This window comes from Psychrobacter sp. APC 3281 (assembly GCF_030407815.1).
In the GTDB taxonomy this organism is placed as follows: Bacteria; Pseudomonadota; Gammaproteobacteria; order Pseudomonadales; family Moraxellaceae; genus Psychrobacter.
Genome location: NZ_JASDCS010000006.1, coordinates 25,445 through 43,002, shown reverse-complemented (window position 1 = coordinate 43,002; position 17,558 = coordinate 25,445). Strand labels below are relative to the sequence as shown.

Genomic DNA, 17,558 nt, shown 5'->3' with positions numbered 1-17,558 from the left:
ACACCAATATTTAGATATTCGAATCTTTATAATTAAAGGCTACGAAGACAGTTTACCGTAGCTTAAACTCTCGTCGCCCGCGTGGAATTCTTTGGTTGTAGCATTTTTTTGACAGACAGCTCTAATGACAGATATGTACCAAACAATATCACTACTGAACCGATGATGGCTTGGATATTTAAGGCTTCACCAAGTAGTAGATACCCTAAAATAATGGCGAAAATTGGAATGACTAAAGTAATACTAGTGGCGCGCGTCGGGCCAATATTTTTAATCAGCTGATTCATAAAAATAAGGGCAATGGCGGTCGAAAATACCCCGATACAGATCACTGATACCCACGCCTTTATGCTGATATCTTTACCATATGGGAACTCATTAAAAGCCACAGGCAGCATAATGATACTACCGATAATGAGCGAGCCTGCAGTGATAGCGACTGGCGATACTTCGTACAGATAGTTTTTGGTGATGTTAGCCCCAAGCGCATAACCTACACAAGCCAACAGCGCGTAGCCCATCGGTAGTAGCCCTTCGATCAATCCTTTGCCTGGCTCGCCGCCACCAAACAAGCTTTCGCTCATCAGTATGATTACCCCAATCACTCCGATGACCAAACCGAGTGCTTGTTTTTTCGATAGCCTATCCTTAAAGAAGACCCTAGCGATAAAACCACTCATCATCGGTACAGAAGCATTTAGCACGGCTAGCACGCCTGCGTTCACTGATTGCGCAGAAAACGAGAACAACACAAAAGGTAGCGCTGCCGAAAACAAGCCGACGAGCGCTAGCATTTTCCAATGCTCCTTGATGCCTACTCTGTTTTTCTTATTGAGCAATACAAAGACCAACATGACCAATCCGGCGAATATCACACGCAAACTGGCAAATGCCAATGAGCCAAACTCAGGTACGCCAATACGATAAAAGACGAAAGAGAGTGACCACATAAAAGAGAGCGTCACAAAGATGATGAGGTCACGGTTGGTCATTGGGTAATCCTATTAAGCGCTTAGACTGCGTTTGCCAACTCGTGTCGGTCATAAGCATCTGGTACGTTGGGGAAATTATCATGTAATTAAAAACCCATGATGATAACTTTTTAATTGTTTGATGGGTAATTTTTTATAGAATTTATAGTGAATTTTTATCCACTTATTAATTTTTCTAGCACAGTTTTAAGGTTTTCACCTTTTGATAATTTATAAATTTGGACAAATCTCTTTTATTAAGCACCATATAGCAAGCAGCACTGATCCTATAGCTCTTATACTTTAGCTTATTCCAACGCCTTTCTATTCACATACTAAAGAACTCCAAAGTCATCCTTAAGTAAGCCATCAGTTCAATACCTATAAAAACAGATTCACAGTCATAGTAAACCCTTCTTATAACACTACCCTATAACAGCTACTCTTAATAATGCTGATGATAAAAGTAGCTCTGATAAATAAATTCAAGTTTTACTTAAAATATATTAGTTGATATTTGTTTACTAATTTTCTACTATCTACAAGGTATTGGTTAGTATTTGGCAATACAAAAAATAGATGGCAAACATCATTAGTAGGATTAATAAATTATTGAGGAATGATTATGAAAAGGATAGCGTTATTTATCGGTATGATATCAGTTGCAACGGCAGGTTTTTGCGGGGTTGGTCAGTTCTCAGATGAGACCACTTGCTATGTTTATAAACAAGATAAACTGCAAAAAAAGCTAAACTGTCAGTATGAGGGCGCTGAGGGTGCAGCGATGAGTTATAGTTTTAGACAGGTCTCCTATAACCTGCCAGGGTTTGGCAAAATGGCAACCTCTACCAGTGCAAACTATAATGACCGTAATGAAGTGACTGGATGGACGACCACCGTCAATGACGAGCCCGCGATCATCAGATATCGTCTGCCAACCAATCAGCGTATCGTCAGTGATGCCTATGCACAGTCTGGTAAAGCGGTTATGCAATGTTATCTTAGTACAAAATCGCAGTGGGAGATTTGTGCTAAATAACACTAGATAGCATCAACGTATAACGTATGGCGCAGCTTTCTATTAAAAAGGACTTGAGAGTGTTACTAGCAATATGCTTATGGCATAGTTCAAATCATCGCTTTTATCTAGACACGACACTAAATGACGCGCATAAATTGGGGAGCATTGATATTATATAAAATTCAATTCAGAATATATTAATACCTAACAAATGTATCAAAAGGATAATTGTACTATGGCAAGATGCACAGCACCAGTAAATGGTCATCGTTCAGCAAGCGCAGCAGCAGCTTGTCCGGCATGTAGAGGTGGTAGTCGCGGATATGGAAGTGGATACTCAACTTACTCCCCTCCATCATATTCAGCTTTAGGAAGTAGCTCTAGCGGGTCAAGCAGCAGTAGAAGGTCTAGCAGCACAAAACCACGTTGGTCAAAAGCAGGTTCATCGGTGGTTTACACCTCAGCTGAAGTACGGACACTTACACCAGTTCGTCAAAATATTGAAAGACGAGCTGTTAAGCCAGATCTTAGAGATATATTTCTTTGTCACGCGTGGGATGATCGAAAGGGAGTAGCAAAGGAACTACACGATCTTCTTGAGTCTTTGGGCGTTTCAGTTTGGTTTAGCGAAAAGGATGTCCTCTTAGGTACTAATCTGCTTCGTGAAATAGATAAAGGTCTAGTAAAATCTCGAGTCGGAATAGTGTTAGTTACCCCCTCTTTTTTAGATAGGATAGCAGGAGAGGGAATTGCAGATAAAGAGCTTTCAGCACTTCTAGCTACTGACTTGCTCGTACCTATTGTACATGACACAACATATGAAGAACTTCGCGATGCTAGCCCCTTGTTAGGTTCGCGAAGTGGCTTAAATACCGCTGAAGATCCAATAACGAATATTGCCGCCAAACTCGCTGAATTAGTAACAATCTAACGTACTGAATAACTTTATTTTCTTTTCTAACATATATTTAATTGAGGTGTAGTATGTTTATTGAAATTTTATTGGCTTTAGTAGCAGTTATAATAATATTACCTCTACTGTTTGGGTTTGGGTTTGGATTAATTGTATTTAAATTCATAGGAAGTTTTGTTTTGAGACAAATCGAAAGATTCTCACCTAAAAATAAAAGCGAAGTTGAAATTTGGCAAGCTACTACCTACTTTACAATAGCTTTCATCCTTGCTGTTAGCTCTAGTATTACAAGTAATTATGTATCAAAACATGATGCGTACATTGCAGTCACTTTTGCTCTTATATTAGCCTCTATACAAGCATTCTTAAAAATGTTGGATGTAGTTTTTGATGCTATGAAAAATGAAGTTGGCTAAATACTATTAGAAAAGCGTTGAACTGGATAAAAATGTAATAACTATTTTATAAATTATAGTCTAAACATCTTTTTGCATGGCTTTTTATTTTTCGTAATTGTATAGGCTAAAATGTCAATCTATGAATTATTGCTAATAACTATACTTTCAATCACGATAAATGCATAGAAGGTAACAGTTTTCACTGCTAGCCCTGATAGTAGCGGTATATCCTACGTCGAAGATGGTGGTGTGGACTATGGTTGGTGGCGGTATCGAGAAACAGGAACACCACCAGACAAAGTAGTCTGCACGCCATCAACAAGTGAGATACAAGCGGATAGCAGGATTAGCTCCAACAACTAACCATTCCTCCGAAAAACTATAAATTACCTTCTCTAAAACCTAATCAAAATACCTCGATCCATCACTATATACAAAACCTCAAAAACTTATTCCCACCACACCGCCATTGAATTACAAACTTGCATCGGTAAGAATGGTGCTACCTATTTATAAAACCTACTCACCAACCCAGTTTATTAACGAGTCAAATACATGAAACTGCGCATCCTAAAGTCTGCTGTGACCAATCCTTGGTTTAATCTTGCCACCGAAGATTGGATATTCAATACGCTCAATCCCGACTCACATACCCTATTTTTATGGCGTAACTCTGAGACCGTGGTTATTGGACGCTCGCAAAATCCATGGGTAGAGTGCAAAACCGATAAGATGGAAGCAGACAATGTATTTTTGGCTCGGCGACAGAGTGGCGGCGGTGCTGTGTTCCATGATTTGGGTAATACCAATTTTACTTTTTTATCGCCCAGTGATGCTTACGATCAAGAAGCAAACTTCACCGTCATCATCAATGCGCTTAAGAAACTCGGCATAGACGCCACGCTGTCTGGTCGTAACGATATGCAGGTCGGCGACCGCAAAATATCGGGCAGCGCATTTAGACATGCCGCCGATCGCAGCTTTCATCATGGCACATTGCTGGTCAATGCCAACATGCAAAAGCTTGGCGACTATCTAAACCCGCATCCACTAAAGCTTAAAGCAAAAGGCATCAAATCTGTGCGCGCTCGTGTGGCAAACTTGGTAGATTTCAATGAGACTATCAATCACGAGACCTTGTCTGATGCGATCATCGAAGCGTTTTGTGAATATCATGGAGAGACTGCACAGGTTGAGCAATTAGATGAGGCTAGCCTTGTTAAGCAGCCCACACTAAACGCTTACTATCAGCAGATGGCAGACTGGGATTGGCGCTTTGGTAAAACGCCTGAGTTTACTCATCATATCGAGAAGCGCTTTGATTGGGGCATGATGGATGTGCATATGGATGTGAAGCAAGCCATAATTACAGAGGTTGTTATCTTCTCTGACGCGCTCAATGTTGAGCTTATTGATCTGCTTAAAAAGACATTGACTGGCGTTAAATATAATAAGCCTGAGATTAAAAACAAGCTCGATGACCTAACAAAAGCGCAACCTGAATTGGCAGCGCAAGTTAGTGATTTTGAGCAGTGGTTAGTTGGCGAGATGGAAGGTTAATCTTCGAATATAGCAAAATTCTGCTTCAACTTTTAAAAATGGCAATTTGTAAGAACACTTGCGAAGACAAGAGATAGCAGGATTAGTGGCTAACCTGACTGCCTGATAATTTTGTTACCTGATATCTTCGTAAGTGTGTTTGAAATAGAGACGTTTTATCTATTCGGATCGCTAGAGGAACATTCTACTCAACAACCCATTACTCACTAGATAACTCAGACGAATCATCTAAATCAGCCAAACTATCTAAAATAGCTTTGACTTCGGTGACATACTGACCCAAGTCCGGCTCTAAATGAAAACCCTCCACCGGCGTAGGTAAGCCTTTTTGCTTGCCTAGTCTAACGATAATCGCATTCTCTTCGGGCAATACCAACACTCGCTGACCTAAGTGACCAAGCATCGAATAAAATGGAATTGGACTGTCCATATCCGTCCATACCGAGTGTCCGTATATTTGCGCTTGCCCTTTTGTGAATGCTGCTGCATTTGGCGTAATCATAAAATCAACATGCGCTTTGCTCAGCAATTGCTCACCTTGCCACTCACCACCATTCAACAGCAGCTGTCCGAATTTCGCAAAGTCCAGTGCACTAGCGTTTAAGCAGCAATACACTTTTTCGATATTTTGTGAGCCATCGAGCGACCAATAAGCATCACCTTTCATACCTAGCGGCTGCCAAAACTTCTCTTCTAAATAGCTAGAAATCGTATAGCCGTGCGCTTCTAATGCACGTGACAACGCAATACCTAGCAGCTGAGTATCACCAGAGGAGTAATCAAACTGACCACCGCACTGTTCTACAAAAGGTCGGCTAGTAATATGCTTTACTAGGTCATTCCCATAGTAGGATTTTGCTGTGGGATTGACTGGGAAATAATAATCTTCTGTCCAATCATAGCCTGACGTCATCGCCGATAAATCTGCAAGCGTACAGTTTTGGGCATATTCACTGTCTGCATACTCAGGCAGCAGCTTAGTAATTGGCTCATCGATACTAGAGATATAACCATCTTCTACCGCTTTTAGATACAGCATGGTGGTGACGGTCTTTGCCATAGAAAAGCTGTTGGTGTGTGAGTCGCCACTGTAGCCCTGCCAGTAGTTCTCATATAGTAGCTTGCCGTCTTTGATAATGGCAAAGGCGACGGTTTGGTCAGTGTCTAAGGCATTTTGTAAGGCAGGTGTGAGGGAGATATTGCCGAAGTTGATGTCCTTATCCCACTCTATAGGATCTTTTGTACTAATAATCCGATTATCGAAATCCTTGTAATCATCTATATTAGCAGTGGTCTCACCTTTGAAATAAGTAAGCTGTATGCCTCGAAAAATATAGGCATTACCAGTCACCACCAAACCTAGGCTAATAACTACCAATAGCCCTATGATAGGTAGCACTATCCATTTAAATAATATTTTGAATATAGCCATCGTAAAATCCTTTTAATATGGCAAAGTTTTGTTTCTGCTGATTTCAGTGTATTAGCATCAGCAGGTGAGCTATACATATAAATACAGCCTATCTAAATAAAAAAGGACGGCAAGAGATACCCCCTCGCCGTCCATTATTTAACATTAATGCTAAAGAGTTTAAATCTGAGCAGCGACCTCAGCACCATCACGAATCGCGCGTTTGGCATCTAGTTCAGCTGCTAGCTTAGCACCACCAATTAAGTGGTACTGCGCGTCTGGTGCATCACCAACATTTGGCATCAGCTCAACGACTGACTCTTGACCGGCACAGACAACGACGCTATCGACACGTAATAACTGGCTTTGACCTTGTGGGTTAGTCACCCAGATACCTTCGTTGGTGATTTTGTCATATTGCACACCAGCGACTTGGATCACGCCGTGAGACTTGATATGCGCACGATGTACCCAGCCTGAGGTTTTGTTCAGACCACTACCCAGACGGCCTTTACTACGCTGCATGAGATAAACTTGGCGAATTGGTTTAATCGCTGCTGGTCTGACCAGACCACCATCACTTTGATAGTCGGTATCGTTGGTCACGCCCCACTCTTCGCGCCACTCATTGATTGACTGTGGCTCAGGGCGATAGCTTGGATCTTTTAGTCCTTCAGGGCCGATCTCATCAAGTGACTGACCATGATTGGCTGTCAGATATTCACTGACATCAAAGCCAATACCACCAGCACCGATGACCGCTACTGTGTTACCCACTGCTTTTTCGCCAGACAGCAGCTCAGCATAGCTCATGACTTGTGGCAGCTCAGCCCCTTCGAGCTTACCTTCTAGACTTCTCGGTACGACACCCGTTGCCACGATGACATGATGGAACTTAGCTTTTTCAAGCATGTCCTTATCGACTTTGGTATTCAGTTTAATCTCAACACCCAGATGCTCAAGCTCATTGATATAATAGCGAATAGTCTCAAAGAACTCTTCTTTACCAGGGATGACTTTAGCGTAGTTAAACTGTCCGCCAAGCACATCTTTAGCTTCAAACAGAGTTACGTCATGACCACGTAAAGCGGCCACATGAGCAGCTGACATACCAGCGACACCGCCACCGATGACGGCGACTTTTTTCGGTTTTTTGGTTTTTTTATAGACCAGTTCAGTCTCATAACAGGCTTGGGGATTGACCAAACAAGTCGAGCGTTTATTTTCGAACGTATGGTCGAGGCAGGCTTGGTTACAGGCGATACAGGTATTAATGCGATCTGTCTGTCCGTTTTTGGCTTTATTGACCCAATGCGCATCAGCCAAGAATGGACGCGCCATCTGAATCATGTCAGCTTGACCAGTCGCAACGATTCCTTCTGCTGTTTCTGGCATATTGATACGGTTGGCTGCCATCATCGGGATGCTAATATGCTTTTTGATTTCAGCAGTGAAATCAACAAAAGCGGCTCGTGGCACGCTCGTCACGATCGTCGGCACACGCGCTTCATGCCAGCCGATGCCCGTATTCATGATGGTTACGCCCGCTTCTTCTAGTGCCTTAGCCACGGTGATGACTTCATCCATGACGTTACCGTCTTTGACTAAATCAATCACTGATAGGCGGAATAGAATAATAAAGTCTTCGCCAGTCGCCTCGCGTACCGCTTTGACCACGTCGACAGCGAACTTCATACGTCCATGAATATCACCACCGTAGATGTCTTTACGCTTATTCACATGGCTTGATAAAAACTGGTTGAGTAAATAACCTTCAGAGCCCATGATTTCGACGCCATCATAGCCTGCTTGCTTGGCAAGTTTGGCTGAGCGAGCATAGTCTTTTACCGTCTGCTCGATATTTTTGATGCTCATTTTACGCGGTTTAAACGGTGAGATTGGTGACTTTATTGGGCTGGATGATACGGCAAAAGGATGATAGCCATAGCGACCACTGTGCAATATCTGCATAATAATTTTGCTATCATGCTTATGCACAGCACGGGTGACGCGCTGGTGATTGATAACATCAGCTTTAGTATTCATCGTTCCGCCAGCAGGCAACAACCAACCTTCACGATTGGGCGAGATGCCGCCAGTGATCATCATTGCCACGCCGCCCTTGGCACGTTCTGCAAAATACGCCGCCAGCTTGCCATAATTATAGAAACGGTCTTCAAGCCCAGTATGCATCGAGCCCATCACCATACGGTTTTTTAGCGTAGTAAAGCCCAAATCTAGCGGCTCAAATAAATGCGGATAGTGTTCATTGGTGCTAGCGGTTTGGATCGTATTGGCACTATGGCTGGCAGACATATCATTTTCCTTATGAATAGTTTATGAGGCTACTTCTTAAAAACGGCTTTTTAGAATTAATCGGGCTAAGGGTTTAGCATCATCGATATCGTAACACACCGCGATTATTGTCAGCTATGCAGACAAGCGACTGATGAGTGAGCACTATATTAATTGCTATAACGAGCGGGACGGTGTATCAGACGGTACTGTGGTATATGGTTAAGCAAACACCACAAAACCTAGCCAACTTTTGAGGTAGATTATATACCGTTAGCTTAATGTCACCTAAAAATTAGACTAAGGTATAAATCGATAAATATCGATTTATACCTATAACTTCTATGCTAGATTACTATACTAAATAATATACTGACGTTAACGTACTGACGCATTATAAAAATACGATAAAGGACTATCATCATGACAGATTTCCATACAGGTCTCGGCAAAAACGCCGCCAACCATCAACCACTTACCCCTATTGACTTTATCATTCGCAGCGCTCAAGTTTATCCCAATAAGACTGCCATCATTTATGACGACCTAGAACACAACAACCTTACTCAGACGTGGCAACAGACCTATACTCGCTGTCGTCAACTGGCTGACGGCCTGCGCAAATTAGGTATCGATAAAAACGACACCGTAGCCGTGATGCTACCGAACACGCCAGCGATGGTCGAATGCGCCTTTGGTGTGCCGATGTCAGGCGGTGTGCTCTGTACGTTGAACACACGCCTTGATATCAATGCGCTTACCTTTTGTTTGCAGCATTCCGAAGCCAAGGTTTTAATTTTAGACAGCGAATTTGCTGAACATGCTGAGATCATCAATGAGACTTTTCCAGACTTAATCGTCATTCATTCAACGGACAAAGCAGTCGATGTCGAGCGCTTTGGGCTCATGAGTTATGAAGCATTGATAGCCAGTTCAGACAGCTTGGATAATTGGGAGATGCCGACAAATGAGTGGGATGCCATTGCGCTGAATTATACCTCTGGGACGACAGGCAAGCCCAAAGGTGTGGTCTATCATCATCGCGGCGCAACTCTCAATGCTGTCTCTAATATTTTAGATTGGGATATGCCCAAACACCCGATGTACCTGTGGACGCTACCACTGTTTCACTGCAACGGTTGGTGCTTTCCGTGGACCATCGCCGAGCGTGCTGGGGTCAATGTATGCTTGCGAAAAATTGATGCTGATTTGATATTGCAGCTGATTGCTAAGTATCAAGTTAGCCACTACTGCTCTGCGCCAGTCGTGCACAATATGATTGCAGGCGGCAAACCTGAGTATAAAGAAGCCATCACCCATACCGTCAAAGGTTGGGTCGCTGGTGCACCGCCGTCTGAAACCATGCTGGCTGCAATGGAGGCGATGGGCTTTCATATCTCGCATGTCTACGGTCTCACTGAAGTATATGGGCCAGTGACGGTCTGCGCTGAGCAGGAAGAATGGAATGAGCTTGATGTGGCCACACGCGCCCAAAAGAAATCACGTCAAGGCATGACTTCTCACTTGATGGCAGGGTTTGAGGTGTTTAAGCAAGGTACGACTGAACCAGTCGCCGCTGATGGAGAAGAGATGGGCGAGCTGGCGCTACGTGGCAATATGGTGATGAAAGGCTATCTAAAAAGCCGCAAGGCTACCGAAGAAGCATTCGCTGATGGCTGGTTCCGTACAGGCGATTTGGGTGTTAAGTACCCTGATGGTTATATCAAAATCATGGACAGACTAAAAGATATCATCATTTCAGGCGGTGAGAATATCTCTAGTATCGAGGTAGAAAACGTCTTGTATAAACTACCTGCGATTGAGAGCTGTGCCGTCGTCGCCGCGCCACATGATAAATGGGGCGAAGTACCTGTCGCCTTTATCGAGATTCACGCCGGTAGCACTCTGCAACGTGATACGGTGATGGAGCATTGTAGTCAGCACCTATCAGGTTTTAAAGTGCCAAAATACGTAGTCTTTGCAGAAATACCGAAGACCAGTACCGGTAAAGTACAAAAATTTGAGCTACGCCAAGCAGCAAAATCATTGGCACACGAAACGCCAAAAGTAACTGCCAGTGCAAAATAATCTGACAATATATTAAATCCTGTCACAAATTAATATTCATAAAAAAGGTCAATCACGTATAAGTGACTGACCTTTTTTCGAATGCTAATCTATTTATACTATAGTTGGTTCAATATAATTTGGAGACAAGGAAGCCAAGTGAAAGTACTACAAATAGTAGACTAAGCGAGGCTGACACCGTATCCAATTTATAGAGAACTAACTATATCAGCCAAGCTTAGGCTCAAGCCATTGATAAACTAGCATTCCTATAATCATGGCAGGAATAAACACATAGGCTTGCCATTGGCCAGTACCAAGCAATACAATTCCTGGTCCTGGACAGATACCAACCAGCCCCCAGCCGATACCGAACAACATCGCACCGATAAGCAATTTTTTATTAATGACAGTTTTGCTCGGCATATCAATTGGTGTACCAATCCAACTGCTCTGTTGACGCTTTGCCAATCGCACACCGAAAAATGCCACTATCAGGCCACCACCCATTACCAGTGCAAGGGAAATATCCCATGCGCCAAAGATATCCAAAAACCCTTGTACCTTTACAGGATCGGTCATACCTGACACCAGTAGTCCAAGTCCAAACAGCAATCCTGCTAGCAATCCGATTATATTTTTTAGCATCGTCGTATCTCGCTATTATTATCTTTTATTAACCATTATATGTCGTTCGCGTATGGGCCCAGCTATCAACCTTCATCTGGCAATCTGCCATGAATTCGCTACAGCAGGCCTAGTACGTGACGACCGATATAAACGGTCACAATTCCAAACAGAATAAAGGTGACGGTCGCTGCCAATGACCGTGGAGACAGACGCGCATTGCCACAGATACCATGTCCACTCGTGCATCCTGAACCTAAACGCGTGCCAAAGCCGACCAATAACCCTGCACCAACCAATAATGGCACGGAAGTACTGATAGCTACCTCAGGTAGCGGTCTTGCCAACTGATATAGCAGTGGTGAGATGACCAGACCCAGTATAAATAGCACCTGCCACATCTCTACACGCTTGGGTTTTAGTAGGCTTGAAAAGATGCCACTGATACCTGCTATACGGCCGATACCTAGCAGTAAGATAACCGTCGCTACGCCTAGCATTAGACCCCCAACTAAGGAGATCGGCGTAAATGCTTGCCAGTCTATTTGTATGCTCATAACGGACTACCTAATTAAGTTTATTAAATACGTACTTGAGTATTAATTTATAAAAATACATTATATTATAAAATATAATAAAAAGGTAAAAAAATACTGAACCTAGCATGACACTAATAGTTCAGTATTTTTTATAACTGTAAAGACTGTACTGTAAAGGCTTTAAAAAGGGCAGTGAAAAAGACTTAATAAGCTATCCTATTACTGTCTTTATCAGCTCGCTTAATGGCGATTTTTACTGGCTCAGTACCTTATCAAGTGCCGTTTCAAAACGCGCTACTGTGCCATCGATATCAGTCAATTTATCCAAGCCAAACAGGCCCAATCGGAAAGTTTTGAAGTTATCAGGCTCGCCCACTTTCAATGGTACGCCAGCCGCGATTTGCACTCCGATTTCAGCAAACGCGCTACCCTTATGCATGTCATCACGATCAGTATAAGAGACGACAACACCAGGTGCTTTAAAACCTTCGGCAGCGACGCTCTCAACGCCTTTGGCTTCTAATACTTCACGGATACGTTTGCCAAGTGCCCACTGCGCGTCACACAATTTATCAAAACCGATTGCTTTAGCTTCATTCACGGCATCGCGGAACTGACGTAAGCTATCTGTCGGCATAGTCGCATGGTACGCATGACCGCCATTTTCGTAAGCACGCATGATATTTAACCATTGCTTTAGGTCGATACTAAAACTATCAGATTCAGTGCTGTCCACTTTTTTGACAGCAGCATCGCTTAGCATGACCAATCCAGCGCCCGGCGTACTGCTCCAACCTTTTTGCGGTGCGCTAATCAGTACATCGATACCCAATGATTTCATATCTAGCCATACGCAGCCTGAGGCGATGCAATCAATGACTAACAATCCGCCGACGCTATGCACAGCCTCGCTCAACGCTTTGATATAGTCATCTGACAAGATGATACCCGATGAGGTTTCGACATGCGGCGCAAATACAACTGCTGGCTTTTCTTCTTTGATTTTGGCTGCGGCAACGTCGATATCGACTGGAGCAAACGGTTTTGGCGACTCACTGTCATCGGCACGATTGGCCGTGAGCACTGTAGATGACTTGGCGATTCTGCCTTTTTCTAGAATTTGCGTCCAACGATAGCTGAACCAACCATTACGAATGATTAGGCAGTCTTCATCATTTGCCAACTGGCGAGCGACTGCTTCCATACCATAAGTACCAGAACCAGGAACGATCACCACGGCGTCAGCGTTATACACAGATTTTAGGTCACTAGATAGGTCGTTCATCACTTGCTGAAAGGCTTTTGACATATGGTTCAGCGCACGATCGGTGTAAACCACTGAATACTCTAATAAGCCGTTTGGATCGATATCTTGACGTAATGCAGGCATTGAACACTCCTAGTGTATGGTTAGATAATATGCGACATGGATTAGATAGCACTATAATCAAGTGCTATTATTTTGATGGTGAGGTCTTGCGCTGTCTAGAGATACGTTGTCTTTAAACGAACAAAAAACAACGGACACTGATGAGGTCTACTAACATTAAGTTAATATATTTATAGTCATATTACGAGCAAACACCAGCACATATCTTGACCTAAGCCATCCATGAGAGCTTGATATTAGCACTGATACTGAAGGTTGACAACGATACGCTCAGGCAACGATATGACTTGCGCTATCGAGCATTTATTGGTAGGTATTGGTTGATAAGTTTTGATTTATAAAGCCACGATGAAAGCATCAATGCCCACGATGAGCATCTTGTAGTCCTGATACTACGAAGTCTAGCAACTCACTATCACCTTCGCGTGCGGCTTTGCGCATCAATTTCGATGGTGCATGGGTCAATGTTTGAGTCAGACGTCGTGATAGCTCAGTGATGATATCTTCTGGACTAACATCGTCTTGTTGCAGCTTAGCAATAGATTCATGCAGCAGCTTATCCACTTGACCTTGAGTACACGCACGGTATTGCTGAATATCTTTGCCAACTTGGCGAACCTGAAAGCGACGGTCTATTTCAACCACCAATTGGCTCACTAGCAGTTCAGCATCCACTGCGGCTTGGCGACGCTGCTCGATATTACCTGCAATCACATGCTGCAAATCATCGACAGAGTACAGATAAACATCATCAATGCGGCTAATGGTCGAATCGATATCGCGCGGTACGGCCAAATCTATCATAAGCATTGGCTGATAACGGCGACGCTTTAGCGCTTGTATGGTCATTGTCTTATCAATCAACAAATCCATACTACCACTGCAACTGCTAACGATATCGGCTTCTGCCAATACTTGCGGTAATTCTTGTAAGGGTCTAACGTCTACGCGGCGATTAGGGCCACGCAGTTCAGCCGCCAAGGCTTCGGCACGTTCGGGATTACGGTTACAGATAATGACTCGTCCGACCCCTAGCCCTGCGATATGGGTAGCAACTAAGCGATTCATCTCGCCTGCTGCAACGACCAAAAGCGTACGACTGGGTAAATCATCAAATATCTGAGTGACCAATTTGGCGGCGGCAAAGCTAAGCGATACGGCCTGTGCGCCAACCTGCGTCTCGTTACGCACACGTTTGGCGGCAGCGAATACTTGATCGATGATCCAACCGAGCTGATTACTCAATACTTTTTGGTCTTGAGCCAGATGCACAGAGTTTTTGATTTGCCCGAGAATCTGCGGCTCACCCAGTATCATAGAGTCCAGACCAGCCGCTACTCTTAACCAATGAGTCAATGCATGAGTATCACGATGTACATAGAGATAAGGATCAATATCAATGAGTGGTAATTGCTTGAAGTCAGCCAGCCACGTTTTGATCTTGGTAATATGCGCACTAATCGCAGCAGATGAGATATTCATGCTACTACTAAAAGCATTGTTGGATAAAGTATTGTTGGATGATGAATGGCCAGCAGTTTTGACATCCTGTATATCAGATGATTGTGAGTCAGACAATGGGCTATTAGCATGATGCGACGTTGAAGTGTGCGGCACTAGTGCATAGATTTCGGTGCGGTTACAAGTAGAGACGATCACGCTACCATCAGTAAAGGCTTCTATTTGTTTGAGTGCGACATTTACATCGTCACCCACAAGCGCCAAGCGCTCTCGCAGAGCGACTGGTGCAGTTTTGTGATTGACCCCAATGACCACTAATCTCATTATCGATAGACCATAAACATGACGCTCAGTTGCCCCTTACGCTATCTTATTATTTTTAAAAGACAGTTTTTGACGATAGCGCTAAAAAGGAAGACCCTAAAAACCGCCTATTATATCATTATTGCGGGCTTTAATTAACACTCACCCATCTATGATAACCATATCTCTGTATCTGGTCGCAAATGTAACAAATCAACTACTCATACGATTTATAAAATCAATAGCTAGGTTTTGACTTATGGTCAATAATATAATGTTAAATCATTCGCTTACTCTATCTTAACTTGTTATATTTCTATAATATTCAGTTCGACAGACCTATCTATATTTAATCATCTTCAGTATCGTTCTTTGGCAACGTGCTCGCTACTAGTAGCATATTCATACAGCCAGACCTGCCAATACCTGAGTAACACGGATGCTATTGTTTATCTCATCGGTCTACTCTTATAATGTTTGTCATGGGTACATATTGCTAATATATAACTTAAAATGATTAAAACAAACTTGCCTTATCTGTGTAGGTAAACCATGGGCGAATACGGCTATCTATGATTTTTTTTGGGTCATTACTTCGGTCACCACATCCCTATAGCGAATACTCTAGCTTCCGTGCTTTATTGCATGTCGCTATTGAGCGCCTGTGTCAACGCTATAAGCTAGCGTTGTCTTTGGCCGTATGCCTATGTTTGGCAGCCCCTGTTCATGCTAGTCATCCCGATGTATTGCTAGAAGCAAAAATTCCAAAAGTATCCGCTGCTACCGATAATACGGCCGCTGCCAATAAGCCAAATGGCAATAAAGTGAATGATAGTAATGCCGCGATTGATACACCTTATAATGAAGATACGCTCACCATAGAAAACGTAAAAAACATTAATGGCCTAGCACCAGCCAGTCTATGGCAACCTGAGCTGAGTGAACCAAGCTTGTACGCTCTACTGGATGCTGAGTTTGCTGCCGATCGCGATGACAAACGCCGCGCGGTCTCTATTTATAAGCAACAGTCTTTTAAAGAAGATGCGACAGCCGTGTTTGAGAGAGCGCTTAGCCTGTCTTTGCGTAACGAAAGGGTTGAAGACTCATTACAGTTTGCCAAGACATGGCAAGACCAAAACCCTGACCACGTACCTGCTTGGTTTTATGTTGCGCATTTGGCTTTACGTGCCCACGACTATATATTAGCGGGTGAAACTTTAAACCGCATCTTGCGCTATGACCCACGCGCAGACTTAAGTGAAATCCTCATAGGTATTTATCCAAATAATGATGATGACAAACGTGAACTTCTTGCTGCGTTGCAGCCGCTAGATAGCGAGCAAAATGCCTCATTGTCGGTATTAAAAGCAGGTTTACTCTATCAGTTTAACGAACCTGAAGTGGCTATCGTTCATATCAATCGAGCGCTAGAGCGTCAGCCAGACTACGTGCCCTTTATTACGTTAAAAGCCGATATATTGCGCAAAATCGTAACCGCAGAGACTGTTATCAATTATGTCAGTCAAGCTCGTCTACGCAACCCTGATAGCAAAAGCTTATATCTATATGAGATTCGCTATCTATTAGATTTAAAGCAAAGCGAACAAGCTTGGAAGTTATTGCTTGAAGCGCATAGCCGTTTCAATGATGATTCTGAAATTACCCTGCTTGCAGCTTTAGTAAGCCTAGATATTGAAGAGTACGCTAGCGCCGATGAGCTACTCAATATGCTTGCTAAGAGTCCAGCTTATCTTGATCAAGCCTACTATTATCTAGGTATCAGTGCTGAGCGTCAGCAGTTGTTCGATCAAGCCAAATACTATCTCAATGGCGTCATGCAAGAGGATTTGGTATTAGAGGCGCGTAGAAAGGTAGTGGCGTTTGAATTACTCGATAACGATGTCGATGGGGCAATCGCGACTTTAGAAAAGCTGCGCAAAGACTTCACAGTATTCGCGCCTGACACTTTTGTCATGCAAGCCGATATCTTGTGGCAACAAAACGAGTCGGATGAAGCTCTGCGCTTACTAACCCGTGCCGCTCGTAAATATCCTGACAATGAAATGCTACTTTTCGCGCGGGCTCAGCTGTTAGATGATAAAGAAGACTATGTCGTTAAGCGTACCCTGCTCAACCATTTGCAGGCTTTAGATCCTAGCAACTTATCTTATCAGTTAAGCTATGCACAGTTGCTACTGGCAAATGAGCGCAGCTCAGAACAAGGTCTGGCACTAGCGACAGCGATTATTCAGATTCGCTATGATGATCCACGTTATGATAACGACCTACATCTGCAAGCCTTAAATGTCTTGGCAGGCAATGCATTGGCCAAAGAAAACTATCAGCAGGTCATCGACTATCTACAGACACCTTATGATGTGCTGCCAACTCTGCGCTCAGGTACGCTGTTATTGCGCGCCTATCAAGGCTTAGGTAACAATGAAAAAGTTGAGGCATTACTCGCAGATTTGCAGCAGCGCTTCTCATTTGGACAGCACAATATCAATGACCGCATACAGCTGTATTAATAGTGCTAGTTTTGGATATGCTTTTTGGACTTTGCGATTACAGAGATATGATGACTGACAAGGTCTTTATAAAA

General features: G+C 43.3%; 13 protein-coding genes. 6 read left to right on the top strand and 7 right to left on the bottom strand.

The features are described 5' to 3' along the window. Nucleotides 1–62: 62 nt before the first annotated feature. The gene (locus tag QL886_RS05735; RefSeq protein ID WP_290177949.1) at nt 63–992 is read right to left on the bottom strand and encodes a DMT family transporter; all 930 of its coding nucleotides are present in this window, start codon (nt 990–992) and stop codon (nt 63–65) included. Between the two features lie 604 nt (nt 993–1,596). Between QL886_RS05735 and QL886_RS05730 the strand changes: the two genes are divergently transcribed. The 4 genes from QL886_RS05730 (at nt 1,597) to QL886_RS05715 (ending at nt 4,863) form a co-directional block, all read left to right on the top strand. Then, nucleotides 1,597–2,010, top strand: a complete 414-nt coding sequence (locus QL886_RS05730; RefSeq protein WP_165597771.1) for a hypothetical protein — start codon at nt 1,597–1,599, stop codon at nt 2,008–2,010. A 430-nt stretch (nt 2,011–2,440) separates the two neighbouring features. Continuing rightward, nucleotides 2,441–2,923: a toll/interleukin-1 receptor domain-containing protein gene (locus tag QL886_RS05725; RefSeq protein ID WP_290177947.1), complete on the top strand. Its 483-nt coding sequence runs from the start codon at nt 2,441–2,443 to the stop codon at nt 2,921–2,923. Nucleotides 2,924–2,976: 53 nt separating this feature from the next. Further along, complete coding sequence (locus QL886_RS05720; RefSeq protein ID WP_290177946.1) at nt 2,977–3,321, top strand: hypothetical protein; 345 nt, start codon at nt 2,977–2,979, stop codon at nt 3,319–3,321. Nucleotides 3,322–3,858: 537 nt separating this feature from the next. Then, on the top strand, nt 3,859–4,863 hold the full coding sequence (locus tag QL886_RS05715) for a lipoate--protein ligase (RefSeq protein ID WP_290177945.1): 1,005 nt from the start codon (nt 3,859–3,861) through the stop codon (nt 4,861–4,863). 199 nt (nt 4,864–5,062) lie between these two features. Here QL886_RS05715 and QL886_RS05710 read toward each other — a convergent pair whose 3' ends face one another. Both QL886_RS05710 and QL886_RS05705 read right to left on the bottom strand, forming a co-directional pair. Beyond that, complete coding sequence (locus QL886_RS05710) at nt 5,063–6,295, bottom strand: serine hydrolase (protein WP_290177944.1); 1,233 nt, start codon at nt 6,293–6,295, stop codon at nt 5,063–5,065. A gap of 159 nt (nt 6,296–6,454) precedes the next feature. Next, nucleotides 6,455–8,590, bottom strand: coding sequence for an NADPH-dependent 2,4-dienoyl-CoA reductase (locus QL886_RS05705; protein WP_290177943.1), 2,136 nt, complete (start codon nt 8,588–8,590; stop codon nt 6,455–6,457). Nucleotides 8,591–8,992: 402 nt separating this feature from the next. On the opposite strand from QL886_RS05705, the gene QL886_RS05700 reads away from it, so the two are divergent. Then, nucleotides 8,993–10,657: an AMP-binding protein gene (locus tag QL886_RS05700; RefSeq protein WP_290177942.1), complete on the top strand. Its 1,665-nt coding sequence runs from the start codon at nt 8,993–8,995 to the stop codon at nt 10,655–10,657. A 207-nt stretch (nt 10,658–10,864) separates the two neighbouring features. Here QL886_RS05700 and QL886_RS05695 read toward each other — a convergent pair whose 3' ends face one another. The 4 genes from QL886_RS05695 to hemA all read right to left on the bottom strand — a co-directional run bounded on the left by QL886_RS05695 (nt 10,865) and on the right by hemA (nt 14,977). Next, entirely contained in the window at nt 10,865–11,284 is a 420-nt protein-coding gene (locus QL886_RS05695; protein WP_102090866.1) for a DUF6691 family protein, read from the bottom strand. A 98-nt stretch (nt 11,285–11,382) separates the two neighbouring features. Then, nucleotides 11,383–11,820, bottom strand: coding sequence for a YeeE/YedE family protein (locus QL886_RS05690; protein WP_290177941.1), 438 nt, complete (start codon nt 11,818–11,820; stop codon nt 11,383–11,385). A 235-nt stretch (nt 11,821–12,055) separates the two neighbouring features. After that, nucleotides 12,056–13,192, bottom strand: coding sequence for an aminotransferase class V-fold PLP-dependent enzyme (locus tag QL886_RS05685; RefSeq protein ID WP_290177940.1), 1,137 nt, complete (start codon nt 13,190–13,192; stop codon nt 12,056–12,058). A gap of 357 nt (nt 13,193–13,549) precedes the next feature. Next, entirely contained in the window at nt 13,550–14,977 is a 1,428-nt protein-coding gene (gene hemA, locus QL886_RS05680) for a glutamyl-tRNA reductase (protein ID WP_290177939.1), read from the bottom strand. Between the two features lie 551 nt (nt 14,978–15,528). On the opposite strand from hemA, the gene QL886_RS05675 reads away from it, so the two are divergent. After that, entirely contained in the window at nt 15,529–17,484 is a 1,956-nt protein-coding gene (locus tag QL886_RS05675; protein WP_290177937.1) for a tetratricopeptide repeat protein, read from the top strand. Nucleotides 17,485–17,558: the final 74 nt, after the last annotated feature.

Coding starts and splice junctions, on each gene's coding strand:
- QL886_RS05685 (WP_290177940.1), bottom strand. CDS start 13,192: ATGCCTGCATTACGTCAAGATATCGATCCAAACGGCTTATTAGAGTAT.
- QL886_RS05720 (WP_290177946.1), top strand. CDS start 2,977: ATGTTTATTGAAATTTTATTGGCTTTAGTAGCAGTTATAATAATATTA.
- QL886_RS05690 (WP_290177941.1), bottom strand. CDS start 11,820: ATGAGCATACAAATAGACTGGCAAGCATTTACGCCGATCTCCTTAGTT.
- QL886_RS05695 (WP_102090866.1), bottom strand. CDS start 11,284: ATGCTAAAAAATATAATCGGATTGCTAGCAGGATTGCTGTTTGGACTT.
- QL886_RS05715 (WP_290177945.1), top strand. CDS start 3,859: ATGAAACTGCGCATCCTAAAGTCTGCTGTGACCAATCCTTGGTTTAAT.
- QL886_RS05705 (WP_290177943.1), bottom strand. CDS start 8,590: ATGTCTGCCAGCCATAGTGCCAATACGATCCAAACCGCTAGCACCAAT.
- QL886_RS05710 (WP_290177944.1), bottom strand. CDS start 6,295: ATGGCTATATTCAAAATATTATTTAAATGGATAGTGCTACCTATCATA.
- QL886_RS05730 (WP_165597771.1), top strand. CDS start 1,597: ATGAAAAGGATAGCGTTATTTATCGGTATGATATCAGTTGCAACGGCA.
- QL886_RS05675 (WP_290177937.1), top strand. CDS start 15,529: ATGATTTTTTTTGGGTCATTACTTCGGTCACCACATCCCTATAGCGAA.
- QL886_RS05735 (WP_290177949.1), bottom strand. CDS start 992: ATGACCAACCGTGACCTCATCATCTTTGTGACGCTCTCTTTTATGTGG.
- QL886_RS05700 (WP_290177942.1), top strand. CDS start 8,993: ATGACAGATTTCCATACAGGTCTCGGCAAAAACGCCGCCAACCATCAA.
- hemA (WP_290177939.1), bottom strand. CDS start 14,977: ATGAGATTAGTGGTCATTGGGGTCAATCACAAAACTGCACCAGTCGCT.